The following is a 25,668-nucleotide window of genomic DNA, read 5'->3' on the forward strand; positions in this document are numbered from 1 at the left end:
CCCTGGCCCGATGCGCAGTGAACGCCGGATCAGGAGGCTCGTCGTGGACGGAGCCACCACGGGCGAAGCGGTCGCCTACCTGTGGTCGGTGCGCCATCGGCACAGCACCGGGGGGCCCTGCCGGGAGGTGCTCGCACTGACCCGGGACGGGGTGACGACCCGCCTGGTGTTCCAGGGCGGCGAGGGGCGCCTCGTTCCCGACGGCTTCCTGCCCTCGGGAGCCGTGGCCCTCGGCAAGGGCGCGGCGCTCAACCTGCACGAGCCCGGTGTCGTACGGGCCTTCGTCGACGAGGCGGCCCGGCGCGGGCTGCTCACCGGGTCCGCGGAGCTGGACGGCTGGGACCTGTTCCCGGCGGTCGCCGCCCGCCGGGCGGCGGGCGGCTGACCGGGGCCGTCAGGACCAGCGGCCCGTACGGGCCAGGAGCACGGCCGTCGCCGCGGTGCCGGCGGTGGACGTGCGCAGGACGCTGCGGCCCAGGCGGTAGGGCTTGGCGCCGGCCTGCGCGAAGAGCTCCAACTCCTCCGGCGAGACCCCGCCTTCGGGACCGACGACCAGCACGATGTCGCCGGAGGCGGGGAGTTCGGCGGTCGCGAGGGGTTCGGTGCCGCTCTCGTGGAGGACGGCGGCGAAGTCGGCTTCGGCCAGAAGTGAGGCAACCCGCTTGGTCGTCGCCGCGTCCGCGACCTCGGGGAAGCGCACCCGGCGGGACTGCTTGCCGGCCTCGCGGGCCGTCGCCCGCCACTTGGCGAGGGACTTCAGCCCCCGTTCGCCCTTCCACTGCGTGATGCAGCGCGCCGCCGACCACGGCACGATCGCGTCGACGCCGACCTCGGTCATCGTCTCCACGGCCAGCTCGCCCCGGTCGCCCTTGGGCAGCGCCTGGACGACGGTCAGGCGGGGGGACTCGGCGGGCTCCTCGGTGACCCGGCCGAGGGCCACGATCAGACGGTCCTTGCCCTCCGTGCCGTCCACCTCGCCCTCGGCCCAGCGGCCCGCGCCGTCGGTGAGGACGACGGCCTCCCCGGCCCGCAGCCGCTTCACGGAGACGGCGTGCCGGCCCTCGGGGCCGTCGAGCACGTAACGGCCGGCGCCGTCCGTGTCGAAGTGGTCGACGACGAACACCGGCGCGGTCACCGGGCACCTCCCGCCGACAACGCGGTGCGGGCGGAGGCGAGTTCGGCGGCCAGCACCTCCACCAGCTGCCCGGCGGGCAGCTCCCGGGCCATCCGGTGGCCCTGTCCCGCCCACAGCGCCATGCCCTGCGCGTCCCCGGCCTCGGCGGCGGCCCTGCGCAGCGGTGCGGTGAGGTGGTGGACGTCCGGGTAGGCGGCGGGCGCGTACGGGCCGTGCTCGCGCAGGAAGCGGTTGACCAGGCCGCGGGCCGGGCGGCCGGAGAAGGCCCGGGTCAGCTCGGTGCGGACGTACAGGGGGTTGGTCAGGGCCTGCTTGTGCAGGGCGTGCGCGCCGGACTCGTGGGCGGCGAGGAAGGCGGTGCCGAGCTGGGCCGCGGTGGCGCCGGCCGCGAGCACCGCGGCGATCTGGCCGCCGCGCATGAGGCCGCCGGCGGCGACGACCGGGATGCCGACGGACTCCCGGACCTGGGCGACGAGGGACAGCAGCCCGAGGCCGGAGCCGTCCGCCTCCGGGACGTCCCGGTGGGTGCCCTGGTGGCCGCCGGCCTCGACGCCCTGTGCGATCACCGCGTCCGCGCCGGCCCGCTCGACGGCCCGGGCCTCCTCCGCGGTGGTGGCGGTGACCAGGGTGAACGTGCCGACGCGGCGGAGGAAGTCCAGGACCTCGCGGGGCGGTACCCCGAAGTGGAACGACACCACCGGCACCGGGTCGTCCAGGAGGACGGCGAGCTTGGCGTCGAAGCCGTCGTCGCGGCCGCAGTCGGGGTCACCGAGCTCGGTCTCGTACCAGGCGGCCTCCCCGGCCAGCTGGTGGGCGTAGACGCCGACGGCGGCGGGGTCGGCCGTCTCCGGCTGGGGCAGGAAGAGGTTGACGCCGAAGGGCCGGCCGGTCAGTCCCCGCAGCTGCTTGATGTCCTGGTACATCCCGTCCGCGGTCTTGTACCCGGCGGCGAGGAAACCGAGCCCGCCCGCCTCGGACACGGCGGCGGCCAGCGGCGGCACGGAGACACCGCCCGCCATGGGGGCCTGCACGATCGGGTGCAGGAGGAGATCGGTCAGCGCGGAGGACATGACGGCATGTTGTCACGTCCCCCGAACAAACCCGAATCGGCCCTTCCCCTTGGCATGAGCCACTTTTCGCACGGCCGCCGGAGCCGCGCACGGCCCCGGCGGCCAAGAGACTCAGCGCCCGTTGAACGCGTCCTTCAGCCGGGAGAACAGCCCCTGCTGACCGGGCTGACCCCACCCCCCGGGGAACGACCCCCGGACCCCCGGCAGCACCCGACCACCCGGCACCACCCAGCGACCCGAGACCCCGGCGGCCAAGAGACTCAGCGCCCGTTGAACGCGTCCTTCAGCCGGGAGAACAGCCCCTGCTGACCGGGCTGACCCCACCCCCCGGGGAGCGACCCCCGGACCCCCGGCAGCACCCGACCACCCGGCACCACCCAGCGACCCGAGACCCCAGCGACCCGAGACCCCGGCGGCCAAGAGACTCAGCGCCCGTTGAACGCGTCCTTCAGCCGGGAGAACAGCCCCTGCTGACCGGGCTGGAACTGGCCCTGCGGGCGTTCCTCGCCGCGGAGCTTGGCCAGCTCCCGGAGCAGGCGTTCCTGCTCGGGGTCGAGCTTGGTCGGGGTCTGGACCTCGACGTGGACGACGAGGTCGCCCCGGCCGCCGCCGCGCAGGTGCGTGACGCCCCGGCCGTGCAGCGGGATCGACTGGCCGGACTGGGTGCCGGGCCGGATGTCGACCTCCTCCATGCCGTCCAGCGTCTCCAGCGGCACCTTGGTGCCGAGGGCCGCCGCGGTCATCGGGATGGTGACCGTGCAGTGCAGGTCGTCGCCGCGCCGCTGGAAGGTGGGGTGCGGCAGCTCGTGGATCTCGACGTACAGGTCGCCGGCGGGGCCGCCGCCCGGTCCGACCTCTCCCTCGCCGGCGAGCTGGATCCGGGTGCCGTTGTCGACACCGGCCGGGATCTTCACCGTCAGGGTGCGGCGGGAGCGGATGCGGCCGTCGCCCGCGCACTCCGGGCACGGCGTGGGGACCACGGTGCCGAAGCCCTGGCACTGCGGGCAGGGGCGCGAGGTCATGACCTGGCCCAGGAAGGACCGCGTGACCTGCGAGACCTCACCGCGGCCGCGGCACATGTCGCAGGTCTGCGCGCTGGTGCCGGGCGCGGCGCCCTCGCCGCTGCAGGTGGTGCAGACGATCGCCGTGTCGACCTGGATGTCCTTGGTCGTGCCGAACGCGGCCTCGTCGAGCTCGACCTCGATGCGGATCATCGCGTCCTGGCCCCGGCGGGTGCGCGAGCGCGGTCCGCGCTGCGACGCCGTGCCGAAGAACGCGTCCATGATGTCGGAGAAGTTCCCGAAGCCGCCCGCGCCGAAGCCGCCGGCGCCCGCGCCGCCGCTCTGCGAGAGCGGGTCGCCGCCGAGGTCGTAGACCTGCTTCTTCTGCGGGTCCGACAGCACCTCGTAGGCGGCGTTGATCTCCTTGAACCGCTCCTGGGTCTTCGGGTCCGGGTTGACGTCCGGATGCAGCTCGCGGGCGAGCCGCCGGAAGGCCTTCTTGATCTCTTCCTGCGACGCGTCGCGGCGCACGCCGAGTACGGCGTAGTAGTCCGTGGCCACCTACGACTCCGCCAGGATCTGTCCGACGTACCGTGCCACTGCGCGTACCGCTCCCATCGTTCCGGGGTAGTCCATGCGGGTCGGTCCGACCACGCCGAGCTTGGCGACAGCCTCGCCGCCCGAACCGTAGCCGACCGACACGACGGACGTGGAGTTGAGTCCTTCGTGGGCGTTCTCGTGACCGATACGGACGGTCACGCCCGGATCCTTCGCCTCGCCGAGCAGCTTGAGGAGCACGACCTGCTCCTCGAGCGCCTCCAGGACGGGCCGGATCGTGAGGGGGAAGTCATGTCCGAAGCGGGTGAGATTGGCGGTGCCGCCGATCATCAGCCGCTCCTCGTTCTCCTCGACGAGCGTCTCCAGGAGGGTGGAGAGCACCGTCGAGACGGTACCGCGGTCCTCGGCCTCGAAGGCCTCCGGGAGGTCCTCCACCAGGCTCGGCACGTCGGTGAACCGGCGGCCCGCGACCCGGCTGTTGAGCCGTGCCCGCAGATCCGCCAGGGACGTCTCGCCGAACGGCGCCGGGCAGTCGACCATGCGCTGCTCGACCCGGCCGGTGTCCGTGATCAGCACCAGCATCAGGCGTGCGGGCGCGAGGGACAGCAGTTCCACGTGCCGCACCGTCGAACGGGTCAGCGACGGGTACTGCACGACGGCGACCTGCCGGGTCAGCTGCGCGAGCAGCCGCACCGTCCGGGCCACCACGTCGTCGAGGTCGACGGCGCCCTCGAGGAAGTTCTGGATGGCGCGTCGCTCCGGCGGGCTCATCGGCTTGACGCCGGCGAGCTTGTCGACGAACAGCCGGTAGCCCTTGTCGGTGGGGATGCGCCCGGCGCTGGTGTGCGGCTGGGCGATGTAGCCCTCCTCCTCCAGCGCCGCCATGTCGTTGCGCACGGTGGCCGGGGAGACACCGAGCTTGTGCCGCTCGGTGAGCGCCTTGGAGCCGACGGGCTCCTCGGTGCCGACGTAGTCCTGGACGATGGCGCGCAGCACCTGGAGCCTGCGTTCACTGAGCATCGCGCACACCTCCAGTGGTCTTCCGCCCGGTAACGTCCCTGGCACTCTTCGCACGCGAGTGCCAGACTTCCCCGGCCCAGTGTACGGCCGGGTAGTACGCCCCCGGCAAGGCCGGTCCCGTCCCGTCGCGCCGGGCGGGGTCGTCCCGGATAGCGTCCCGGTATGACCGTGACTTGGGAAGAGTCGGGATGGGAGCAAGTGGCGCCCGGGGTGGGACGGTGCAGGCTGCCGGTGTGGGACTGCACGGCGGGGCTCGTCGTCGGGACGGACGCCGTGCTGCTCGTCGACGCGGGCTCGAGCCTCGCCGAGGGCGCACGGTTGCGGGCCGAGGCGCAGGAGCTCACCGGCCGCCGTGTGACGCATCTCGCGCTCACCCACCTCCACTTCGACCACGTCCTCGGGGCGGCGGCGTTCGCGGGCGCGGAGGTGTTCGGCGCGGTGGGGACGGACACGGCGCTGGCGGGCCGCGGGCGTGAGGAGCTGCGCGCGGACGCGGTGCGCCACGGGCTGGACGCGCGGGCGGCGGAGGAGGCCGTGGACGCGCTGGTCCGCCCGCGCCACACGGTGTGCGGCGAGCGGACGCTCGACCTCGACCTGGGCGGCGGCCGGCAGGTGCTGCTGGCGAACGTGGGCCCGGGGCACACCGCCCACGACCTCGCGGTGCTGGTCCCCGGCGACCCGGAGGTGGTCTTCTGCGGCGACCTGGTGGAGGAGTCGGGTGAACCGCAGGCGGGCCCCGACGCCGTGCCCTCCCACTGGCCGGCCGCGCTGGACCGGCTGCTGGAACTGGGCGGCGAGGACGCGCGGTACGTCCCCGGGCACGGGGCGGTGGTGGACGCGGCGTTCGTCCGGGCCCAACGCGACGCCCTGGCGGCCCGTTTCGGCGTGTCGCGCTGACCGCGGCGGGCCGGTTCCTCCTATCGTCATCGGAATGCGCCAGTACTCCGCCGACCTCACCCCTCCGTGGAAGAAGCCGCAGCCTGTTCCGGAGGTCGCGGCCGAGCCCGGCCTGGTGGTGGAGGAGCCCGGCAGCGGCTTCTGCGGCGCGGTGATCCGCTGCGAGGCGGGCACGGTGACCCTGGAGGACCGCTTCGGCAAGCACCGCGTGTTCCCGCTGGAGCCGAGGGGCTTCCTGCTGGAGGGCCGCGTGGTGACCCTGGTGAGGCCCGCCGCCGGCCCGGTACGGCCCACCCGCACGGCATCGGGTTCGGTGGCCGTCCCCGGCGCCCGCGCGCGGGTGGCCCGGGCGGGCCGCATCTACGTCGAGGGCCGGCACGACGCCGAGCTGGTCGAGAAGGTGTGGGGCGACGACCTGCGCGTCGAGGGCGTGGTCGTGGAGTACCTGGAGGGCGTCGACGACCTGCCGTCGATCGTCGCGGACTTCGCTCCGGGCCCGGACGCCCGGCTGGGCGTCCTGGTGGACCACCTGGTCCCGGGCTCGAAGGAGTGGCGCATCGCCGAGTCGGTGACGAGCGAGCACGCCCTGGTGGTGGGCCATCCGTACATCGACGTCTGGGAGGCGGTGAAGCCGGCTTCGGTCGGCATCGGGGCGTGGCCCCGGGTACCGCGGGGGCAGGACTGGAAGACGGGCGTGTGCCGGGCGCTCGGGTGGCCGGAGAACACGGGGGCGGCCTGGCGGCACATCCTGGGACGGGTGCGGTCCTACAGGGACCTGGAGCCGGCGCTCCTGGGCCGTGTGGAGGAACTGATCGACTTCGTCACGGAAAGCGGTGGGGTCTGACGCCCGGGAGGGTGCCGAACCCGCGTTCCGCGGTGATGCGCTCCGCCGGGTGATCAGTCGACCAGGTCCCGCACCACCGCGTCCGCCAGCAGCCGGCCGCGCAGGGTGAGGGCCGCGCGGCCCTCCTCGTAGGGGTCCTGCCGGAGCAGGCCGTCCGCCAGGGCGCGGCGGGCCGCCACGAGGCCCGCCGGGCGCAGGAGGGAGAGGGGGACGCCCTCCTCGAGCCGGAGCTCCAGCAGGATCCGCTCCACCCGCCGGTCCTCGTCCGTCAGGACCTCCCGCCCGGCCCCCGGCGACCGCCCCGCCGCCAGCGCCGCCGCGTACGCCCCGGGGTGCTTCACGTTCCACCAGCGCACGCCGCCGACGTGGCTGTGGGCGCCGGGGCCCGCGCCCCACCAGTCGGCGCCTCGCCAGTACAGCTCGTTGTGCAGGCAGCGGGCCGCCTCGGAGGTGGCCCAGTTCGACACCTCGTACCAGGCGAAGCCCGCCGCCGAGAGGGTCTCCTCGGCGATGAGGTAGCGGTCGGCGTGGACGTCGTCGTCGGTCGTCGGCACCTCGCCGCGCCGGATGCGGCGGGCGAGCTGCGTGCCCTCCTCGACGATCAGCGCGTACGCCGAGACGTGGTCGGGCCCGGCGCCGATCGCCGCGTCCAGGGACGCCCGCCAGTCGTCGTCGGACTCGCCGGGGGTGCCGTAGATCAGGTCGAGGTTGACGTGCTCGAAGCCCGCCGCGCGGGCCTCGGCGACGCACGCCTCGGGGCGGCCGGGGGTGTGGGTGCGGTCGAGGACCCGCAGCACGTGCCGCCGGGCGCTCTGCATGCCGAAGGAGATCCGGTTGAAGCCGCCGGCCCGCAGGGTCGCCAGGTAGGCCGGGTCGACCGACTCCGGGTTCGCCTCCGTGGTGATCTCGGCGTCCGCCGCCAGCCCGAACTCGTCGCGGATCGCGCCCAGCATCCGCACCAGGTCGTCGGCGGCCAGCAGGGTGGGGGTGCCGCCGCCGACGAACACCGTGCGGACCTCGCGCGGGTCGTCCCCCAGCACCTTGCGGGCCAGGCGGATCTCGTCGGTCAGGGTCTCGGCGTAGTTGTCGCGGGAGGCCAGCACTCCGCCGGTGCCGCGCAGCTCGGTGGCGGTGTAGGTGTTGAAGTCGCAGTAGCCGCAGCGGGTCGCGCAGTACGGGACGTGCAGGTAGAACCCGAGGGGGCGGTCGGCGGCCCCGGCGAGCGCGGACGCGGGCAGCGCGCCGTCGGCGGGGACGGGCTCGCCGTCGGGGAGTGCGGAAGGCATGTGCTCCATTGTCCCGCACCCGTTCCGTGGCCTGCGTCTCACTCCGCCTGGAGCACCAGCAGCGCGAGGTCGTCCGCCGGCGGGCGCGCGCCGAACTCGTGGACCAGGCGCTGGATGCGTTCCGCTATCAGCTCGGCGTCCAGCCCCGCGCAGCCCGCCAGGGCCGTCGCCAGTCCGTCGCCGTCGTCGAACTGACGGGAGCCGGAGCGCCGCTCGGTGACGCCGTCGGTGACGCAGAGCAGGGTGTCGCCGGAGCGCAGCTCGAAGGTCTCGCCGGTGTAGGCGGCGTCCTCGACGACCCCGAGCAGGGTCTGCGGCTGGGCGACGGTGCGGACCGTGCCGTCGGGGGCGAGCAGCAGCGGCAGGGGGTGCCCGGCGGAGGCGAGGGTGCAGCGGACGCCGCCGTCGAAGGGGACGAGCTCGCCGTAGAGGAGGGAGAGGAAGCGGGTCTGCGGGCCGTCACCGGGGGCGGTGGGCCGGGCGCCGGCGGCGACGAGGGCGCGGGCGGCGGCGTCGGCGGCCTCGGTGGCGTCGTCGAGGAGGAGCTGGTTGAGCCGGTCGAGGACGTCGGCGACGCGGTAGCCCTCGCGGGCGAGCAGCCGCAGCCAGGGCCGGGCCAGCCCGATGACGACGGCGGCCTCCGGACCCTTGCCCTGGACGTCGCCGACGGCGAAGCACCAGCGGCCGCGGCCGGCCGGGAAGAGGTCGTAGAAGTCGCCGCTGGGTCCGCCCTTGTCGCAGGGCTCGTAGACGAGGGCGCTGCGCGCGCCCGGGATCTCGGCGACGGCGCCGGGCAGCAGTCCGCGCTGGAGCACCGCGCTGATGGTGGCCTGGCGGGCGTACTGCCGGGCGGCGCCGATGGCGAGGGCGACGCGTCGGCCGAGGTCCTCCACCAGCCCGGTGATCTCGTCGGGGAACCGGTCGATCCCGGCCCGCCCGATGACCAGGGTGCCCAGCGGCCGGCCACCGGCGACGAGGCGGTAGGCGAGGGCCGTACCGGGGGCGCGGTCCGCGCGGTCGGCGGCGTCCTCGGTCTCGGGCTCGGGCTCGGGCTCGGCGTCGTCCTCCGGCCAGGGGTAGGGGACCGGGCCCGGGCGTAACGGGTCGCGGGGCTGCGGCGGAGTGCGGTCCAGGGCCCGGCGCAGGCCCTCGACCCGGCTCTCGCTGGCGTGCCAGACCCGGGCCGGCCGGGCACCGTCGTCCCGTGTCCCGTCGCCGCCCCAGCCGCCGTGGCCGGTGGTCTCGTCCTCCAGCCACACCGCGCACCAGTCCGCCAGCCGCGGGACGATCAGCTGCCCGGTGAGCGCGGCGACCAGGTCCTCGTCCAGCTGGCCGGCGAGCAGGTCGGAGGCCTCGGCGAGGAAGGACAGGGCCCCGCGCCCCAGCCAGGCCCCGTCGCGCCCGTGACGCCGTGCGAGCCAGTCGTCCCCGTACGAGCCGCCCCGACGGGCGTCACGGCCGCCGGCGCCCTCCCGGCGGCCGGGCGAGTCCCGCACGCCCTGGGCGAACAGGGGGTCCCACGGGGCGGGCGGGCCCGAGGGGCCGACCGGGTCCGGCGGGACCACGGGACCGGGCGGGCTCGTGGCACCCGACGGGTCGAGCGGGCCGTGCGCGCCCTGCTCCGCGCGGGGCGGCTCGGACGCGAGGATCTCCGCCACCCCCGGCTCCCGCGCCGGCGCCTGCTCCCCGGCGTACGCCTCGGTCCGGTCGTCCGCCGCGCACCCCCCGGCGGGCAGCCGCGCCCACACCGTCTTGGTGCCCGGGCGGTACGTGATCCCCCAGGCCTCGGAGAGCGCGGCGACGAGCGGCAGGCCGCGCCCGTACTCCGCGGCGTCGTGCGGCGACGCCTCCGGCTCGGTGCCGCGCGGGGCGCGGGTGGGGTGCCGGTCGGAGACCTCGACGACGAGCGCACCGGTCTCCTCCTCCAGCCGGCACGTCAGGTGCACGTCCGTCCCGGCGTGCACGACGGCGTTGGTGACGAGTTCGCTGGCGATCAGCGTGGCGTCGTCACCGACGCGGCCGGTGAGGTGCTCGGCGCCGGGCAGTGCGAGTCCCGCCCACTCGGTGAGCGCCTTGCGCAGCAGGGCCCGCGCGGAACCCGGCGCGAGCGGGCCCCCGGGCAGGGTCGTGTCCACCCGCGGGCACTCCCGCGCCTCGGAGGCACGCGAGGCGGTCTCCCGTTGCGTCGGAATGGCCCCCATGGGCAGCTCCCCGGCCGGTTCGTACGAGTACTCCTCGATAGCTGCCGACAGGGTGACAGACGGAGGCCGCCCATAAGCGCCGAGTTACCGAAGTGGGCCGTCAGGGGTGAGGACAGCGCTTCGCGTGCGGTCAGGAACGGACAGAAACCCGGCCCGTTCCGGACAGCGGGCGAACCGGAGGACGAAAGACGGGGGCGGGGCCCCGGGCCGGTCCGGCCCGGGGCCCCGCCCCCGCCCGCTCGTCGCACAGTGACGGTCAGGCCTCGCGCGCGCCCTCGTACATCTCGTCGATGAGGTGCTTGTACTCGCGCTCCACCACCGGCCGCTTCAGCTTCAGGCTCGGGGTGATCTCGCCGTGCTCGACGTCGAGGTCGCGCGGCAGCAGGCGGAACTTCTTGATGGTCTGCCAGCGCTGCAGTCCCTCGTTGAGCTGCTTGACGTAGCCGTCGACCATCTCGACCGTGGCGGGCGCGGCGACGATGTCCGCGTACGGCTTGCCGCCCAGGCCGTTCTCGGCCGCCCAGGCCGTGATCGCGGCCTCGTCGAGGGCGATGAGGGCGGTGCAGTAGTTGCGGTCGGCGCCGTGCACCAGGATGTTCGACACGTACGGGCAGACGGCCTTGAACTGGCCCTCGACCTCGGCGGGCGCGATGTACTTGCCGCCGGAGGTCTTGATCAGGTCCTTCTTGCGGTCGGTGATGCGCAGGTAGCCGTCGGGCGAGAGCTCGCCGATGTCGCCGGTGTGGAACCAGCCGTCGGCCTCCAGCACCTCGGCGGTCTTCTCGGGCAGGTTGTGGTAGCCCTCCATGATGCCGGGGCCGCGCAGCAGGATCTCGCCGTCGTCGGCGATGCGCACCTCGGTGCCGGGCAGCGGCTTGCCGACCGTGCCGGTGCGGTACGCCTCGCCGGGGTTGACGAAGGAGGCCGCGGAGGACTCGGTGAGGCCGTAGCCCTCGAGGATGTGGATGCCGGCGCCGGAGAAGAAGTAGCCGATCTCGGGGGCGAGGGCCGCGGAGCCGGAGACGCAGGCGCGCAGGTTGCCGCCGAAGGCCTCACGGATCTTGGCGTAGACGAGCTTGTCGGCGATGCCGTGCTTGGCCCTCAGGCCGAAGGGGGCGCTCGCGGTGCCGGTGCGGCGGAAGTTGTCCTGGGTGACCTTGGCGTACTCGCGGGCGACGCCGGCCGCCCACTGGAAGATCTTGTACTTGGCGCCGCCGCCGGCCTTCGCCTTGGCCGCGACCCCGTTGTAGACCTTCTCGAAGATGCGCGGCACGGCCGCCATGTACGTCGGCTGGACGACCGGCAGGTTCTCGATGATCTTGTCGACCCGGCCGTCGACGGCGGTGACGTGACCCACCTCGATCTGGCCGGAGGTGAGCACCTTGCCGAAGACGTGCGCGAGCGGCAGCCACAGGTACTGCACGTCGTCGCCGCTGACCAGCCCGGTCGCGGCGATCGCCTTCGCCATGTACGACCAGTTGTCGTGCGGGAGGCGGACGCCCTTGGGACGGCCGGTGGTGCCGGAGGTGTAGATGAGGGTGGCGAGCTGGTCCTTGGTGAGCGCGGCGACCCGCTCCTTGATCAGCTCCGGCTCCTCCTGCAGCCGGGCCGCGCCGCGGCTCTCCAGGTCGGCGAGGCTGATCACGAAGTCGTCGGTCTCGACGCCGGCCGCGTCGACGACCACGACGTGGGTGAGCTCCGGCAGCTCGGCGCGCTTCTCGACGGCCTTGGCCGCCTGCTCGGCGTCCTCCGCGATGAGCACCCTGCTCTGCGAGTCCGACAGGATGTAGGCGGACTCGTCGGCGTTGGTCTGCGGGTAGATCGTGGTGGTGGCGGCGCCCGCGCACAGGATGCCGAGGTCGGCGAGGATCCACTCGACGCGGGTCGCGGAGGCCAGCGCCACCCGCTCCTCCGGCCGCACGCCCAGCTCGATCAGGCCGGCCGCGATCGCGTGGACGCGCTCGGCGGCCTGCGCCCAGGTGAGCGACTTCCAGTCGTCCGGGCCCTCCCCGGAGGCGGAGGGGACCGGATAGCGGTAGGCCTCGGCGTCCGGCGTGGCCGCCACACGCTCCAGGAAGAGAGTCGCCACGCTCGGCGGACGGTTCTCGATCAGTGTCTGTGTGTCGCTCACGACATCCTCCGGGGCCCGCGACGGTGCGGCTGGCTCAGTGGGGCTGGTTACACTCGCGAGCCGTTGTTTAACTCGCGAGTAACTATCGAGCACGGACAGAGTAAGGCGCGACCGGCCACCGCGTAAGGGGGTGCGGCCTGCCATTTCACACGGAGAGCTACCCGCTGGACGCACGGGAGCCCGCCGTGCTGTCGCACGACGGGCCCCTTTTCCGCCCGGTTCGCGGAGTAACCCGGAGTAACCCCGATGACCGCCGGTCACCTTCCGGCTACTTCTTGCCCTTGCTCGATCCCGCGCTGTCGTCGCTGGAGAGGACGGCGATGAAGGCCTCCTGCGGCACCTCCACGGACCCCACCATCTTCATCCGCTTCTTGCCCTCCTTCTGCTTCTCCAGCAGCTTGCGCTTGCGGGAGATGTCGCCGCCGTAGCACTTGGCGAGGACGTCCTTGCGGATGGCGCGGATGGTCTCGCGGGCGATCACCCGCGAACCGATGGCGGCCTGGACCGGCACCTCGAAGGCCTGCCGCGGGATCAGCTCCTTGAGCTTGGCGACGAGCCGCACGCCGTACGCGTACGCCTGGTCCCTGTGGGTGATCGCGGAGAACGCGTCCACCTTGTCGCCGTGCAGCAGGATGTCCACCTTGACCAGGCTGGAGGTCTGCTCGCCGGTGGGCTCGTAGTCGAGGGAGGCGTACCCGCGGGTCTTGGACTTCAGCTGGTCGAAGAAGTCGAAGACGATCTCCGCGAGCGGCAGGGTGTAGCGGATCTCCACCCGGTCCTCGGAGAGGTAGTCCATGCCGAGCAGGACGCCGCGCCGGGTCTGGCACAGCTCCATGATCGAGCCGATGAACTCGCTGGGCGCCAGGATGGTGGCGCGCACGACCGGCTCGTAGACCTCGCCGATCTTCCCCTCGGGGAACTCGCTCGGGTTGGTGACGGTGTGCTCGCTGCCGTCCTCCATGACCACGCGGTAGACCACGTTCGGCGCGGTGGCGATCAGGTCGAGCCCGAACTCGCGCTCCAGCCGCTCGCGGATCACGTCGAGGTGGAGCAGGCCGAGGAAGCCGACGCGGAAGCCGAAGCCGAGGGCGGCGGAGGTCTCCGGCTCGTAGACCAGGGCGGCGTCGTTGAGCTGGAGCTTGTCCAGCGCCTCGCGCAGCTCGGGGTAGTCGGAGCCGTCCAGCGGGTACAGGCCCGAGAACACCATGGGCTTGGGGTCCTTGTAGCCGCCCAGCGCCTCCTCGGCGCCCTTGTGCTGACTGGTGACGGTGTCGCCGACCTTGGACTGGCGGACGTCCTTCACACCGGTGATCAGGTAGCCCACCTCGCCGACGCCGAGGCCGTCGGCGGGCAGCATCTCCGGCGAGTTGGTGCCGATCTCCAGCAGCTCGTGGGTCGCGCCGGTGGACATCATCCGGATCCGCTCGCGCTTGTTGAGCTGGCCGTCGATGACACGGACGTACGTCACGACACCGCGGTAGGAGTCGTACACCGAGTCGAAGATCATCGCGCGGGCCGGGGCGTCCTTGACGCCGACCGGGGCCGGGATCTCGGCGACCACCTTGTCCAGCAGCGCCTCGACGCCCAGACCGGTCTTCGCGGACACCTTGAGCACGTCGTCGGGGTCGCAGCCGACCAGGTTCGCCAGCTCCTCGGCGAACTTCTCCGGCTGTGCGGCCGGCAGGTCGATCTTGTTCAGCACCGGGATGATCGTGAGGTCGTTCTCCATCGCCAGGTACAGGTTGGCGAGGGTCTGCGCCTCGATGCCCTGGGCGGCGTCCACCAGCAGGATCGTGCCCTCGCAGGCGGCGAGCGACCGCGAGACCTCGTAGGTGAAGTCGACGTGCCCGGGGGTGTCGATCATGTTGAGGATGTGCGTGTTGCCCTGGTCGTGGGTCGGGGCCCACGGCAGACGCACCGCCTGGGACTTGATCGTGATGCCGCGCTCGCGCTCGATGTCCATGCGGTCGAGGTACTGAGCGCGCATCTGCCGCTGCTCGACCACACCGGTCAGCTGGAGCATCCGGTCGGCGAGCGTGGACTTGCCGTGGTCGATGTGCGCGATGATGCAGAAGTTGCGGATCAGAGCCGGGTCGGTACGGCTCGGCTCGGGCACATGGCTAGGGATCGCGGGCACGCAGGGTCCTGATTCTTGAGGCGTCCGCATACGTGTGCTTGTGCGTCTGCGGTCTCGGGTCGGATCGATACGTAGCTTCCATGGTCCCACGGGTGGGGACCGGGCACGGGTTTGGGCCGCCGAACGGCCCGCTGGTAGTGTGGGGGGCTGTGTCTCATGCCCTCTCAGCGCGAGGCACGCCCAAGAAATCACCCGGTGCGGGAACCGTGCGACCTCGCGCGGCCTCCGTGCCAGAACCTGTAGAGGCTCATTCGTGGCGAACATCAAGTCCCAGATCAAGCGGAACAAGACCAACGAGAAGGCCCGGCTGCGCAACAAGGCCGTCAAGTCCTCTCTGAAGACCGCGATCCGCAAGGCTCGCGAGGCCGTTGCCGCGGGCGACGCCGAGAAGGCCACCGAGTACCAGCGCGCCGCCGCGCGCCAGCTCGACAAGGCCGTCTCCAAGGGCGTCATCCACAAGAACCAGGCCGCCAACAAGAAGTCGGCGCTGGCTCAGAAGGTCGCGTCCCTCAAGGGCTGATCACCTCCCGATCTGATCTGATCGCCGGAAGGACCCGGGCGGGCCCTCTCTCATCCGCCCCCGACCGGCACCCCGAGCTCGTACGCGGCCTGCGTTCGCCACGCGGGTACGGGCTCACACGCTTCACCCGAGGACCCCGCCTCCCCCCTTCCCCGGGGTGGAGGCGGGGTCCTCGCGTCTCCGGCCCCCGGCGCTACGACCAGAAGTCGTTCATCGCGTCGAGGTCCGCGACGCATTCGTCGAGGTCGGTGATCTTGTCCCCGACGATCCGGAAGACGATGCCTCCGTCCAGGTCCAGGTGCCTGCCCCGCCGGTCCCCCGTGATGTGGTGCAGGGACACCGCGTGGCCCCGGCCGTCGACGAGGACCTGGCGCAATTCGGCACCGAACGTCCCGTCGGTCTCCTCGCCGAGCCGCCGGTACAGGTCGATGACCGCGTCCTGCCCCTTGTAGTCGCCCGAGAGGGTCCCGGTCCCGGGCACGTGATGCGTGGCGTCCGCCGCCATCAGTCCGCGCAGGGTGTCCATGTCCCCGTTCGTGAAGGCCTCGTAGCCCTTGCGGACGAGCTGCGCGTTCGGGTGTTCAGCCATGTCACTCGCCACCTCTCCTCACCTGGGCGACCTGCGGCTGACACCTCCGATTCTCCTCTCCGGGGAGCGGAGGTCGACTCGATCACGGGCCACGCGCCGGGTGCTACGCCCGCCCCCTCGACCGCGCCGCGCGCGCGATGGTGACGACCGCCTTCTCCAGCGCGTACTCGGGGTCGTCCCCGCCGCCCTTGACCCCCGCGTCGGCCTCGGCGACCGCCCGCAGCGCCACGGCCACGCCGTCCGGGGTCCAGCCGCGCATCTGCTGCCGCACCCGGTCGATCTTCCACGGCGGCATGCCCAGCTCGCGGGCCAGGTCGGCCGGCCGGCCGCCGCGCGCCGACTGCAGCTTCCCGATGGCCCGCACGCCCTGGGCCAGCGCGCTGGTGATCAGCACCGGCGCCACCCCGGTCGCCAGGGACCAGCGCAGGGCCTCCAGCGCCTCCGCCGCGCGTCCCTCGACCGCCCGGTCGGCGACCGTGAAGCTCGACGCCTCGGCCCGCCCGGTGTAGTACCGCCCGACGACCACCTCGTCGATCGTCCCCTCGACGTCCGCGACCAGCTGGGACACCGCCGAGGCCAGCTCCCGCAGGTCGCTGCCGATGGCGTCGACCAGCGCCTGGCACGCCTCCGGCGTGGCCGACCTGCCGGCGGTGCGGAACTCGCCCCGCACGAAGGCCAGCCGGTCCGCCGGCTTCGTCATCTTCGGGCACGCCACCTCCCGTGCCCCCGCCTTGCGCGCCGCGTCGAGCAGCCCCTTGCCCTTGGCGCCGCCCGCGTGCAGCAGCACCAGCGTGATCTCCTCGGCGGGCGCCCCGAGATACGCCTTCACGTCCTTGACCGTGTCGGCCGACAGGTCCTGCGCGTTGCGCACGACCACGACCTTGCGCTCCGCGAAGAGCGACGGGCTCGTCAGCTCGGCGAGGGTGCCGGGCTGGAGCTGGTCCGGGGTCAGGTCACGGACGTCCGTGTCGGCGTCGGCGGCCTTCGCGGCGGCCACCACCTCCCGCACGGCGCGGTCGAGCAGCAGGTCCTCCTGGCCCACGGCGAGCGTCACGGGGGCGAGGGGGTCGTCAGAAGCGGTCTTCCTGGCCATCGCGACAAGCATCCCACGCGCCGCCGACAACGCCCCCGGACGGCTCCGGCGCCGCTACGGCTCCTCCCGCCAGCCCTCCCACTCCGCCGCGAACTCGTCCAGCTCCCGGGGGTCCAGCCGCTCCGCCTCGTCCCGCAGGACGACGAGCCACTGCGCGTCCTCCGCGTCGTCCTCGCCGGCCAGCGCGTCCCGCACCAACCGCGGCTCCTCCTCCACGCCGAACCGTTCCCCGAGGGCCTCGGCCACCTCCTCGGCGGTCTCGCGGTCGGGCAGCACCAGCACATGTCGCACATCGCTCACGTGCGCCATTGTCCGGCACCGGGTCCGGGGTCCGGGGTTCAGGCCCCGCCTCCGGCGCCCCGCACGGCCGGCACCGCGTCCAGCCCGATCCCGAACCGGTCCCGGTACACCGCGAGCACCTCCTCGTCCGGCCCCAGCTCCCGCTCCTCGCGCGTCCCGTCCGGCGCGGTGACCTTGAACCGCCCGCCGCTGAGCGTGATCCTCCCCCCGTCCTCGGTGATCCGCGAGCACACGAGCGACCGCGAGAAGTGCGAGGCCGGTGACGTGCTGTGCCACCACGCCCCGGTCGTGAAGTCGCCGAGCACCCGCGGCCGCGCCTCCAGGCGGTACACCGGCCGTCCGTCGTGGATCACGTCCAGGTCCGCGGCCTCCGCCGCCTCGTGCCCGCCGCGCGCCCCGGCCGCGTCGGCCCCCGCCGCGGCGATCCGGAACGTGCCCCCGGGATCCTCCTGCTCCCCGCACTCCCCGAACGCCAGCGGCAGGTGGCAGTGCGCCCCGAAGCCGACGTCGGCCAGCCAGTCGCCCCGGTCCACCGTCCGCACCCGCAGCGCGAGGTGGTCGTACGGGATGCCGAGCCGGCCCTCGTCCCCGTACACCCGCGCCGCGAGCAGCGTGACCTCGAAACCGAGCGCGGCGAGCAACGCCCCGAAGGCGCCGTTGAGTTCGTAGCAGAACCCGCCCCGCCGCGCTCCCACCACCTTGTCCAGCAGCCGCTTCTCGTCCAGCACGATCTCCTCGCCGAGGTGGACGGAGAGGTTCTCGAACGGCACGGTCCGCAGATGCCGCAGGTGCAGCTCGCGCAGCACCTCCGTCGTGGGCGAGACGGGGCGTTCGGCGCCCAGGCGGCGCAAGTAGGCATCGATCCTCGGTGCATCCATGCCCCCAGTCTGCCGCGAGCCGCAACTCCCCGCCGGGGATCCCCTCTTCGGGCGGCCCCGGCTACGGCGGCTGCGGCTGCGGGGTACGCTCCGGTCCCCGAGTGGCGGAGGAACCAGCTCGTGCACGACTACCAGCGGATCGCCGACCGGATCGCCGCCGACATCCTCGGTGGCCGGCTCAGGCCCGGGCACCGGCTGCCCCCGCAGCGGTCCTTCGCCCGCCGTCACGGGATCGCCGCGTCGACGGCCGGCCGCGTCTACGCCGAACTCGTCCGGCGCGGGCTCGTGGTCGGCGAGGTCGGCCGCGGCACGTTCGTGCGCGCCGCGCCGGTGCCGTCCGGCCGGGCGCTCGCCGAGCCCGCCACCACCGCACCGGTCAACCTGGAGCTCAACTACCCGACGGCGCCGGGCCAGGCCGGCCTCCTCACGCCCGCCCTGGCGCCCCTGCTGCGCCCGGACGTGCTGGCCGAGGCGACCCGCACCGCCCCGGCCACGGGCACGCCGGCCGCTCGCGAGGCGGCTGCCGGGCTGCTGGCGACGGCCGGGTGGCGGCCCGCCGCCGACCAGGTCCTCTTCAGCGGAAACGCCCGCCAGGCGATCGCCGGCGCGCTGGCCACACTGGTCCGGCCGGGCGGCCGGGTGGGGATCGACGCCTTGACCTATCCCCTGGTCAAGGAGATGGCGGCCCGGCTCGGCGTGACCTTGGTCCCCCTCGCCGGTGACGCCGACGGCATCCGTCCCGACTCCGTCGCCGCGGCCCACCGCGCGGCGCCGCTCTCCGCGCTGTACCTGCAGCCGACCCTGCACAACCCGACGTCGGCGACCATGCCGGAGACCCGCCGCCGACGACTGGCCGCGGAACTGCGTCAGTGGGGGCTGCCGGTCGTCGAGGACCGCATCTGGTCCTTCCTCGCGGACGGCACCGAACCCTTCGCGGCCTTCGCCCCCGAACTCACGTACGTGGTCGACGGGCTGTCCAAACGGGTCGCGCCGGGCCTCACCGTCGGCTTCCTCGTCGTGCCCCCGGGACGGGCCGAACAGGCGGGCGGCGCACTGCGCTCGGGCGGGTGGACGGCGGGCCGCTTCGCGCTCGAAGCGGCCCTGCGGTGGATGGCGGACGGAACCGTCGCCGCGTTGGTGACGGCCAAGCGCGCCGACGCCGCACGGCGCCAGCGGCTGGTCACCGAGCACCTGCGGGACTTCGCCGTCCGCACCGACCCGCGGTCGTACTACGCCTGGTGGCACCTGCCCGCGCCGTGGCGGGCGGACACCTTCACCGCCGCCGCGGCCGCCCTCGGCATCGCGGTGACCCCCGGACCGTCCTTCGCGGTGCCGTCCGCGGGGCCGGCGCCGGACCGGTCGCCGGGCGCCGCCGCGTCCGGTGCCGCCGACTGCGTCAGGCTCGGGCTGGCATCGGCACCGTCCGAGGCGCTCGGACAGGCCCTGCGGACACTCGCGTCCCTCGCGCACGGCACACCGCACGGGACCGACGGCCTCCCGTCCTGATGCCTCCCCGTCGCCCCACATTGCACCGAGAGCAATGTTTTGATTGCACTGAGGAGCGGCGCGCTCCTAGGGTCGGTCGCATGACACCCCGTCTCGCGCACCGGGACGAGGGCGACGCCGACGCCTCCGCGCTGCCCCTCGTCCTCGTCCACGGCCACCCCTTCGACCACACCATGTGGGCGCCGCAGATCGCCGCCTTCTCGCCCCGGCGCCGGGTGATAGCCCCCGACCTGCGCGGTTACGGCGCGTCGCCCGTCACCCCGGGCGTCACGGCGCTGTCCGTGTTCGCGGACGACATCGAGGAGCTGCTCGACGCCCTGGACGTGGCCCAGTGCGTCCTCGGCGGGCTGTCGATGGGCGGGCAGATCGCCATGGAGTGCTACGCCCGGTTCCCCGAGCGCATCCGCGGTCTGCTGCTCGCCGACACCTTCGCCGCACCCGAGTCCCCGGAAGGACGCAGGGCCCGCAACGACATGGCGGACCGGCTGCTGCGCGAGGGCATGCGGGGCTACGCCGACGAGGTGCTGTACAAGATGGTCGCGCCCCACGCGCCCCCGGCCGTCGCGGCGCACGTCCACCGCATGATGACGCGCACCGACCCGCGGGGCGCCGCGGCGGCCCTGCGCGGCCGCGCCGAACGGCCCGACTACCGTCCGCTGCTGACCCGGGTCACGGTGCCCGCGCTGGTCGTCGTCGGCGCCGAGGACGAGTACACGCCCGTCGGCGATGCCGAGTCGATGCACGGCCTCCTCCCCGACTCCGCCCTCGTCGTCATCGACGGGGCGGCCCACCTGCCCAACCTGGAACGCGCCGACGCGTTCGACGCGGCGCTGGCGGACTTCCTGCGACGACTCGACACCGCGGCCGGCCTGCCGTCGACCGGCACGAGCGCGTCGGCCGGCTGAGCGTCTCGCTCCTCCGCCGGAACGACCGGACGGAAAGGGACCCACACCCATGACCACCGCCTCCGACCACTACGACCGGCTGCTCGCCGAGCACTACACCTGGATGCTGGGAGGCGACCTCGCCGCTCTCGCCTCCGAACAGGCCCGTTCACTGGACGGATGGGGGATACGGCCGGGCCCCGCCGGGACCCGCGCCGTCGATCTCGGCTGCGGTCCGGGACCGCAGAGCCTGGCTCTGGCCGAACTGGGCTTCTCCCCGGTCCTGGCGGTCGACGCCAGCAGGGCCCTCCTGGACGAGCTGTCGCGCCACGCACCGGACGCCGTCCGTCCGCTGCACGCCGACATCCGCGGAGTGCTGCCCGAGCACACCCACCCCGGCAGCCTGGGCGCGGTGGTGTGCATGGGCGACACGCTTACCCACCTGCCCCGTGCCCAGGACGTGACCGAGCTGATCGGGGACGCCGCCGTCGGCCTCGCCGAGGGTGGCCGGCTCGTCCTCGCCCACCGCGACCTGACCGCACCGCTCACCGGAGAGGCCCGGTTCCTGCCCGTACGCGCCACCCGGGACCGGATCATGACCTGCTTCCTGGAATACGGCGAGGAGACGGTCACGGTCCACGACCTCGTCCACACCCGTACCGGTGACACCTGGCAGCTGCGCACCGGCAGCTACCCGAAACTGCGCCTCGGCTCCGCCTGGGTCGCCGCACAGTGCCGGGCCGCCGGTCTGCGCGTCACGCACGACGCCCCGGGACCGCGCGGACTCCACGTGATCATCGCGGTCAAGGAGGCCGGGCCGACCGCTCCGCGCCCCCGGGCCGATCCGTGACGGCCCGCCCCGCCCAGGTGGGCGAGGAAGCGCGGGCGGGGACGTCAGTGCCGCGCCACCGACAGCTCGCCGTCCCCCTCCTCCCCGCCGACCACCGCCAGGGCCCCGTCCCGGTCCGTCCGCAGCACCGTCGCGCCCCGGGCCCGCAGCGCGGCGAGCGTGCTCGGGGCGGGGTGTCCGTACGGGTTGTCCTCCCCCGCGCTGACGAGCGCCAGCCGCGGGGCCGTCCGGCGCATCAGGTCCGGGTCCTGGTAGGCCGAGCCGTGGTGGGCGACCTTCAGCACGTCCACGTCCGCCAGCGCCTCCCCCGCCGGTGACCTCGCCAGGGCCCGCTGGGCCGGGGGTTCCAGGTCCCCGAGCAGCAGCAGGCGCAGGCCTCCGGTCCGAACGAGCATGGCCACGCTGGCGTCGTTGGGGCCTTCCGGAGCAGGCGGCGACGGGGACGGGCGCGTACCCGGCACGGTCGGTGGCGCCGTCGGCGGCGGCCACACCACCTCCCAGGACAGCTCCCCCGTGCGCCGCCGCTCCCCGGCGACGGCACGCGTCACCGGAACGCGCCCGGCCGCCGCGAGCCTCCGCACGAACGCGGCCTGGTCGGCGGGTTCCTCGAGGCCCGTCGTCTCGATCGCGCCCACCGAGCGTCCGCGCAGCACGCCGGGCAGGCCCGCCACGTGGTCGGCGTGGAAGTGGGTCAGGACGACGAGGGGGACCGCGGTGACGCCCAGGGAGTGCAGGCAGCGGTCCACGAGGGCCGGGTCGGGCCCGGCGTCCACGACCACGCCGGTGCCCCCGCCCGCCGCCAGCACCATCGCGTCGCCCTGGCCCACGTCGCACATCACCATCCGCCAGCCCGGCGGGGGCCAGCCCGTGATGACGCGGGTCAGCGGCGGCGGCTGCACCACGGCCACGACCAGCAGCAGCGCACAGGCACCGCACCACCAGGGGTGTCGCAGCAGCCGCCGTCCGACGAACAGCGCGGCCAGGATGACCCCGCCGAGCGCCGCCGCCCCGGCCCAGCCGCCGGGCCAGTCCACTCCGGCGCCGGGCAGCGCAGCCCCGGCCCGGGCGACCCGGGCGATCCACTCCACCGGCCAACCCGCGCACCAGGCCAGCGCCTTCGCGGCCGGCATCGCGAACGGTGCCGTGGCCAGCGCCAGGAAGCCCAGCACCGTGGCCGGGGCGAGCGCGAACTCCGCGAGCAGATTGCACGGCACCGCCACCAGACTCACCCGCGCCGCGAGCACGGAGACCACCGGCGCGCACAGCGCCTGGGCGGCGCCCGCGGCGGCCAGCGCCTCCGCGAGCCGGGGCGGCACCCCGCGCCGTCGCAGTCCCGCGCTCCAGCGCGGCGCGAGCGTGAGCAGGGCGCCGGTGGCCAGCACGGAGAGCAGGAAGCCGTAACTGCGGGCCAGCCAGGGGTCGTGGAGCACCAGGAGCAGGACGGCCGCCGCCAGGGCCGGGATCAGTGATCTGCGGCGGCCGGTGGCGAGCGCGAGCAGCGCGATCGACCCGCAGGCGGCGGCCCGCAGCACGCTGGGGTCCGGCCGGCACACGACGACGAAGCCGAGGGACAGCGCCCCGCCCAGCAGCGCCGTCGCCCGCAGGGAGATGCCGAGCCGGGGCGCGAGACCGCGCCGCTCCGCGCGCTGTGCCAGGCCGGGCGGGCCGAGGAGCAGGGCGAGGAGGATGGTGAAGTTGGCGCCGGAGACGGCGAGCGTGTGCGTGAGGTCGGTCTCCCGGAACGCCTCGTCCAGCTCCGGTGTGACCCGGGAGGTGTCGCCCACGACCAGCCCCGGCAGCAGCGCCCGCGCGTCCGCGGACAGTCCGTCGGTCGCCTCCCGCAGTCCGGTCCGCAGGCGTCCCGCCAGCCGCTGCGGTCCCGACGGCCGCCCCACGACCTCCGGTCCGTCCCGGCCCTTCACGCGCAGTACGGCCGCGAACCGGTCGCCGCCCGCCGCCGCGGGGGCGAGCCGCGCCTCGGCCCGCAGCCGGGTGGAGGGCAGGAGCCCGAGCCACGGGGAGCGCTCCGTGCCGTGTCCGCCCGGGGGAGTTCGCGGGGCCGGGCGCGCGTCGACGATCACCAGCACCGGCGTCCGGGTCACCACCGCCACCGCGTCGGGCCGCTCCACGCGCCGCACGTCGGCCTCGATCAGCACGGCCGTCGGTGCCGTGCGGGGGCCGCCGGCCCGGGGCCGGGTGAGCCGGGGATCGGCGGTGATCTCGAGTTCGGCGGTCACCCGGGCGTACTCCCGGGCCAGCGCCGGCACGGGGCCGCGCCGCAGGTCCGCGCCGTGCAGGCCCGCGGAGCCGGCGGCAGCGGCGACGCAGAGCAGCACGGCGGCCCCGGACGTCAGGGACCAGGAGCGGGCGGTGGCCCGTCGCCGCCCCGTCCGGCGGCGCCGTCCGCGCCCCGCCGCGAGGAGGACACCGGTCGCCACCAGGGAGACGGCCACCGTGCCCGCCACCCCGCCGGGCGGGGCGTGCAGCATCACCGCCGCCGTGGCCCAGGCCGCCAGCGCGGGCGGCACGAGCCGGAGGTCCGTCGGGGCCTCCTGGCGCGGGTGCGCGGCTCCGAGCCGCTTTCCGGACGCGGCGTGGACGGGCTGCCGGGCGGCGGGGTCCACCGGCGGGGAGGCCGTCGGCGGTACCGGGTCCGTGCCGTCCGTCACGGCCGCACCAGGTCGCGCAGGTCCGCGAAGCGGCGGTCGCCGATGCCGTTGACCTCGCGCAGTTCGTCCACCGAGCGGAAACCGCCGTGCCGGGTGCGGTAGTCGATGATGTGCCGGGCCAGCACGGGGCCGACTCCGGGCAGGGCGTCGAGCTGGTCCGGCGTGGCGGTGTTGAGGGACACCGGTGCCGCGGGCCCGGTGCCCGTCGACGCACCGGCCGCGGGGCCGGAAGCCCCGGTGCCCGCTCCCGGCCCCGCGGCCGGTGCCGGACCTCCGACGACCACCTGCTCCCCGTCCACCAGGAACCGGGCGCGGTTGAGGCCGTCGGTCTTCGTTCCGGGCCGCACCCCGCCCGCCGCCCGCAGCGCGTCCTCGACCCGTGAACCGGCCGGCAGACGGTGGATCCCGGGGTCGCGCACCCTGCCGCTGACGTCGACCACGATCTCGGGCCCGGCCGAGCCGCCGGCCTCCACCGTCCCGGCCGACGCGCCCGGTCCGCCGCTCCCCTCCCGGACGGCTTCGTCCTTCCCCCGCTCCCCGTGGGGCGCGGCCGCCCGCACCACCTCCGGCGGCCGCACCGGCTGGGTCCGCCCGGACCAGAAGTGCTGCACGGCGAACCCCACGGCGACCACGAGCAGCACCGACAGCGCGACCACGCTCCGCCGTTCCAGCCCGCACCGCGTCTGGACCCACAGCGGCAACCGCTCCCGCAGCGCGAGCCCGAACCGCTCCCGGAGCCGGCCCTGCCCCCTCGCCGGACGCACCGGACCCGCGGGACCGTCCGCCGCTCCCTCCGCCGCGACCGCGCCCCCGCGGGGCCGCGCGGGCGGAAGGTCCGCCGCCGCCCGGTCCACGGCCCAGCCCGGGACGCGCCTGGGCCCGCCGCCGCCCCGGGAGCCGTCGCCGCCGCCGGCGGCGAACAGCGCCTCCGCCCGGCGCCGGAGTTCCTCCGCCGACGCGTGGCGGTCCCGGTGTCCGTGCGGGTGTCCCGGGCGTGCCCGTCCCCGGGGCGAGGGCGGCCGGCGATGACGTGCGCGCCCGTCGGACGCGGGGCCACGGCCCGGGCCGCTGGTCGCCGTCGCTGTGCGTGAACGTGATCGAAGTGCCATGCGAGGAGGATCGGGCAATCCGCCGCACCCTCGATGATCTTGCTCGGTTTCCGGGGATCACCGGCCGGTTGTGGACAACTCCGTCACCCGCACGGGCGCACCGGCCACGCGACCGGCCGCCCCGTCCCGGTCCCGCCCCTCACCGCGCCGAGACCACGACCCCCAGCAACCCGGGCCCCGTGTGCGCCCCGATCACCGCCCCCACCTCGCTGACGTGCAGGTCGGCCAGGGCCGGCACCCGGGCCCGCAGCCGGTCCGCGAGGGCCGCCGCGCGGTCCGGGGCGGCGAGGTGGTGGACGGCGATGTCGACCTCGGCGCCGCCCGCCCGTTCCGCCGCGATCTCCTCCAGGCGGGCGATCGCCTTGGAGGCGGTGCGCACCTTCTCCAGGGGCTCGATACGGCCGTCCGCCAGCTGCAGCAGCGGCTTCACCGCGAGCGCCGAGCCCAGCAGGGCCTGCGCGGCGCCGATGCGGCCGCCACGGCGCAGGTAGTCCAGGGTGTCGACGTAGAAGTAGGCGGAGGTGTCCGCCGCCCGCTTCTCGGCGGCGGTGACCGCCTCGTCCACCGTGCCGCCCGCCTCCGCGGTCTCGGCCGCCGCCAGCGCGCAGAACCCGAGGGCCATCGCGATCATGCCGGTGTCCACCACCCGCACCGGCACCGGCGCCCGGCGCGCCGCGACGACCGCCGCGTCGTAGGTGCCGGAGAGTTCGGCGGAGAGGTGGAGGGAGACGATGCCGGCGGCACCCGACTCGGCGACCTTGCGGTAGGTCTCGGCGAAGACCTCGGGGCCGGGCCGCGAGGTCGTGACCGGGCGCCGCTTCTGCAGGGCCTGGGCGAGGGAGCGGGTGGAGATCTCGGTGCCCTCTTCGAGCGCGCGGTCACCGAGGACCACGGTCAGCGGTACCGCCGTGATGCCGTGCCGCTCCATCGTCCGGGCCGGCAGGTAGGCCGTTGAATCGGTGACGATCGCGACATGGCGGGACATGAGCT

22 protein-coding genes are annotated in these 25,668 nt (G+C 74.5%); 7 read left to right on the forward strand and 15 right to left on the reverse strand.

What is annotated here, in order from left to right:
• The first annotated feature begins 10 nt into the window (after positions 1-10).
• A complete protein-coding gene (locus tag FHS37_RS03850) occupies positions 11-385 on the forward strand; it encodes a hypothetical protein (RefSeq protein ID WP_184817569.1) in 375 nt (124 codons plus the stop codon).
• Between the two features lie 9 nt (positions 386-394).
• Here FHS37_RS03850 and FHS37_RS03855 read toward each other — a convergent pair whose 3' ends face one another.
• The 4 genes from FHS37_RS03855 to hrcA all read right to left on the reverse strand — a co-directional run bounded on the left by FHS37_RS03855 (position 395) and on the right by hrcA (position 4,784).
• Positions 395-1,135: a 16S rRNA (uracil(1498)-N(3))-methyltransferase gene (locus FHS37_RS03855; RefSeq protein ID WP_184817570.1), complete on the reverse strand. Its 741-nt coding sequence runs from the start codon at positions 1,133-1,135 to the stop codon at positions 395-397.
• Positions 1,132-2,205, reverse strand: coding sequence for a nitronate monooxygenase (locus tag FHS37_RS03860; RefSeq protein WP_184817571.1), 1,074 nt, complete (start codon positions 2,203-2,205; stop codon positions 1,132-1,134). Before FHS37_RS03860 ends, FHS37_RS03855 begins: the two co-directional genes overlap by 4 nt.
• 425 nt (positions 2,206-2,630) lie before the next feature.
• A complete protein-coding gene (gene dnaJ, locus FHS37_RS03865; RefSeq protein WP_184817572.1) occupies positions 2,631-3,767 on the reverse strand; it encodes a molecular chaperone DnaJ in 1,137 nt (378 codons plus the stop codon).
• On the reverse strand, positions 3,768-4,784 hold the full coding sequence (hrcA, locus tag FHS37_RS03870; RefSeq protein ID WP_184817573.1) for a heat-inducible transcriptional repressor HrcA: 1,017 nt from the start codon (positions 4,782-4,784) through the stop codon (positions 3,768-3,770).
• 162 nt (positions 4,785-4,946) lie between these two features.
• Here hrcA and FHS37_RS03875 point away from each other — a divergent pair, with 162 nt between their 5' ends.
• Positions 4,947-5,681, forward strand: a complete 735-nt coding sequence (locus FHS37_RS03875; RefSeq protein ID WP_184817574.1) for an MBL fold metallo-hydrolase — start codon at positions 4,947-4,949, stop codon at positions 5,679-5,681.
• 34 nt (positions 5,682-5,715) lie between these two features.
• Positions 5,716-6,525 (forward strand): DUF3097 domain-containing protein, encoded by an 810-nt coding sequence (locus tag FHS37_RS03880; RefSeq protein WP_184817575.1) that lies wholly within the window; start codon positions 5,716-5,718, stop codon positions 6,523-6,525.
• Between the two features lie 53 nt (positions 6,526-6,578).
• Here FHS37_RS03880 and hemW read toward each other — a convergent pair whose 3' ends face one another.
• The 4 genes from hemW to lepA all read right to left on the reverse strand — a co-directional run bounded on the left by hemW (position 6,579) and on the right by lepA (position 14,280).
• Positions 6,579-7,811 carry a radical SAM family heme chaperone HemW gene (hemW, locus tag FHS37_RS03885; protein ID WP_184817576.1) on the reverse strand — a complete coding sequence of 411 codons (1,233 nt, stop codon included), beginning with the start codon at positions 7,809-7,811 and terminating at the stop codon, positions 6,579-6,581.
• Between the two features lie 38 nt (positions 7,812-7,849).
• Positions 7,850-10,012 (reverse strand): ATP-binding SpoIIE family protein phosphatase, encoded by a 2,163-nt coding sequence (locus tag FHS37_RS03890; RefSeq protein ID WP_184817577.1) that lies wholly within the window; start codon positions 10,010-10,012, stop codon positions 7,850-7,852.
• A 256-nt stretch (positions 10,013-10,268) separates the two neighbouring features.
• The gene (locus FHS37_RS03895; RefSeq protein ID WP_184817578.1) at positions 10,269-12,143 is read right to left on the reverse strand and encodes an AMP-dependent synthetase/ligase; all 1,875 of its coding nucleotides are present in this window, start codon (positions 12,141-12,143) and stop codon (positions 10,269-10,271) included.
• A 268-nt stretch (positions 12,144-12,411) separates the two neighbouring features.
• A complete protein-coding gene (lepA, locus tag FHS37_RS03900) occupies positions 12,412-14,280 on the reverse strand; it encodes a translation elongation factor 4 (RefSeq protein ID WP_184817579.1) in 1,869 nt (622 codons plus the stop codon).
• 253 nt (positions 14,281-14,533) lie between these two features.
• Between lepA and rpsT the strand changes: the two genes are divergently transcribed.
• A complete protein-coding gene (rpsT, locus tag FHS37_RS39095; protein WP_184817580.1) occupies positions 14,534-14,800 on the forward strand; it encodes a 30S ribosomal protein S20 in 267 nt (88 codons plus the stop codon).
• 193 nt (positions 14,801-14,993) lie between these two features.
• Here the strand turns inward: rpsT and FHS37_RS03910 are convergent, their stop codons facing one another.
• The 4 genes from FHS37_RS03910 to FHS37_RS03925 form a co-directional block, all read right to left on the reverse strand.
• Positions 14,994-15,389 (reverse strand): nuclear transport factor 2 family protein, encoded by a 396-nt coding sequence (locus FHS37_RS03910; RefSeq protein ID WP_184817581.1) that lies wholly within the window; start codon positions 15,387-15,389, stop codon positions 14,994-14,996.
• A gap of 103 nt (positions 15,390-15,492) precedes the next feature.
• Positions 15,493-16,482: a DNA polymerase III subunit delta gene (gene holA, locus FHS37_RS03915; protein ID WP_184817582.1), complete on the reverse strand. Its 990-nt coding sequence runs from the start codon at positions 16,480-16,482 to the stop codon at positions 15,493-15,495.
• 54 nt (positions 16,483-16,536) lie between these two features.
• Positions 16,537-16,782: a hypothetical protein gene (locus FHS37_RS03920; protein WP_184817583.1), complete on the reverse strand. Its 246-nt coding sequence runs from the start codon at positions 16,780-16,782 to the stop codon at positions 16,537-16,539.
• A gap of 38 nt (positions 16,783-16,820) precedes the next feature.
• Positions 16,821-17,660, reverse strand: a complete 840-nt coding sequence (locus FHS37_RS03925; protein ID WP_184817584.1) for an arylamine N-acetyltransferase family protein — start codon at positions 17,658-17,660, stop codon at positions 16,821-16,823.
• 120 nt (positions 17,661-17,780) lie between these two features.
• Between FHS37_RS03925 and FHS37_RS03930 the strand changes: the two genes are divergently transcribed.
• The 3 genes from FHS37_RS03930 to FHS37_RS03940 all read left to right on the forward strand — a co-directional run bounded on the left by FHS37_RS03930 (position 17,781) and on the right by FHS37_RS03940 (position 20,900).
• The gene (locus FHS37_RS03930; protein ID WP_184817585.1) at positions 17,781-19,166 is read left to right on the forward strand and encodes an aminotransferase-like domain-containing protein; all 1,386 of its coding nucleotides are present in this window, start codon (positions 17,781-17,783) and stop codon (positions 19,164-19,166) included.
• A gap of 80 nt (positions 19,167-19,246) precedes the next feature.
• Entirely contained in the window at positions 19,247-20,071 is an 825-nt protein-coding gene (locus FHS37_RS03935) for an alpha/beta fold hydrolase (protein WP_184817586.1), read from the forward strand.
• Positions 20,072-20,120: 49 nt separating this feature from the next.
• Complete coding sequence (locus FHS37_RS03940) at positions 20,121-20,900, forward strand: class I SAM-dependent methyltransferase (protein ID WP_184817587.1); 780 nt, start codon at positions 20,121-20,123, stop codon at positions 20,898-20,900.
• 44 nt (positions 20,901-20,944) lie between these two features.
• Here the strand turns inward: FHS37_RS03940 and FHS37_RS03945 are convergent, their stop codons facing one another.
• The 3 genes from FHS37_RS03945 to FHS37_RS03955 form a co-directional block, all read right to left on the reverse strand.
• Positions 20,945-23,389, reverse strand: coding sequence for a ComEC/Rec2 family competence protein (locus FHS37_RS03945; RefSeq protein WP_245005402.1), 2,445 nt, complete (start codon positions 23,387-23,389; stop codon positions 20,945-20,947).
• A 176-nt stretch (positions 23,390-23,565) separates the two neighbouring features.
• Positions 23,566-24,678 carry a ComEA family DNA-binding protein gene (locus tag FHS37_RS03950; protein ID WP_184817589.1) on the reverse strand — a complete coding sequence of 371 codons (1,113 nt, stop codon included), beginning with the start codon at positions 24,676-24,678 and terminating at the stop codon, positions 23,566-23,568.
• 139 nt (positions 24,679-24,817) lie between these two features.
• Complete coding sequence (locus FHS37_RS03955; RefSeq protein ID WP_184817590.1) at positions 24,818-25,663, reverse strand: DegV family protein; 846 nt, start codon at positions 25,661-25,663, stop codon at positions 24,818-24,820.
• Between the last annotated feature and the right edge of the window lie 5 nt (positions 25,664-25,668).

Source organism: Streptomyces griseomycini (assembly GCF_014203535.1).
Lineage (GTDB): Bacteria > Actinomycetota > Actinomycetes > Streptomycetales > Streptomycetaceae > Streptomyces > Streptomyces griseomycini.